Genomic DNA, 488 nt, shown 5'->3' with positions numbered 1-488 from the left:
CTGTTCCGCCGCCGACCCCGCTAAAAGGGATTTAATAAACAACCTTATCCAAACGAAGGAGGATATAAAAATGGCGACCGAAATGTTGATGGAGATAAGCCAAGACGAGAGGCAGCGCGCCATAATGAGGAGCCGCCGGATGTACGAGACTGACAGAATGTCGGATTTGCTGAACGCGAAGGAGGAGGGCGAAATTGAGGAACGACGTAAGATCGTCGAAAATATGTACCAAGAGGGATTCGACGTTAAAACTATCGCTAAGGCTACCAGACTCTCTGAACAAGATGTCAATGGTATCTTGGGATTGTGAACGGAGGATATAAAAATGGCAACCGAAATGTTGATGGCTGTCTCTTATACACATCTAGATGTGTATAAGAGACAGCTTGTAAATCTTATCCACGAACGCCTTCTTCGCGGCGAGCTTAGCCTCCGCCCACTCCTTGCGGAACGACTTGTCGGTAGCGAGCTTCTCCAACTTCTTGAGC

At 48.0% G+C, this 488-nt stretch carries 1 protein-coding gene; it reads left to right on the top strand.

Features of this window, described 5'->3' with window-relative positions; all coding sequences use genetic code 11:
• The coding region (locus ACYVRA_RS08610) for a nuclease/transposase family protein (RefSeq protein ID WP_461252307.1) at nucleotides 1-310 on the top strand (310 nt) is incomplete at its 5' end.
• Nucleotides 311-488: the final 178 nt, after the last annotated feature.

This window comes from Treponema sp. R8-4-B8 (assembly GCF_054786175.1).
This window is presented reverse-complemented; position numbering and strand designations above follow the sequence as displayed.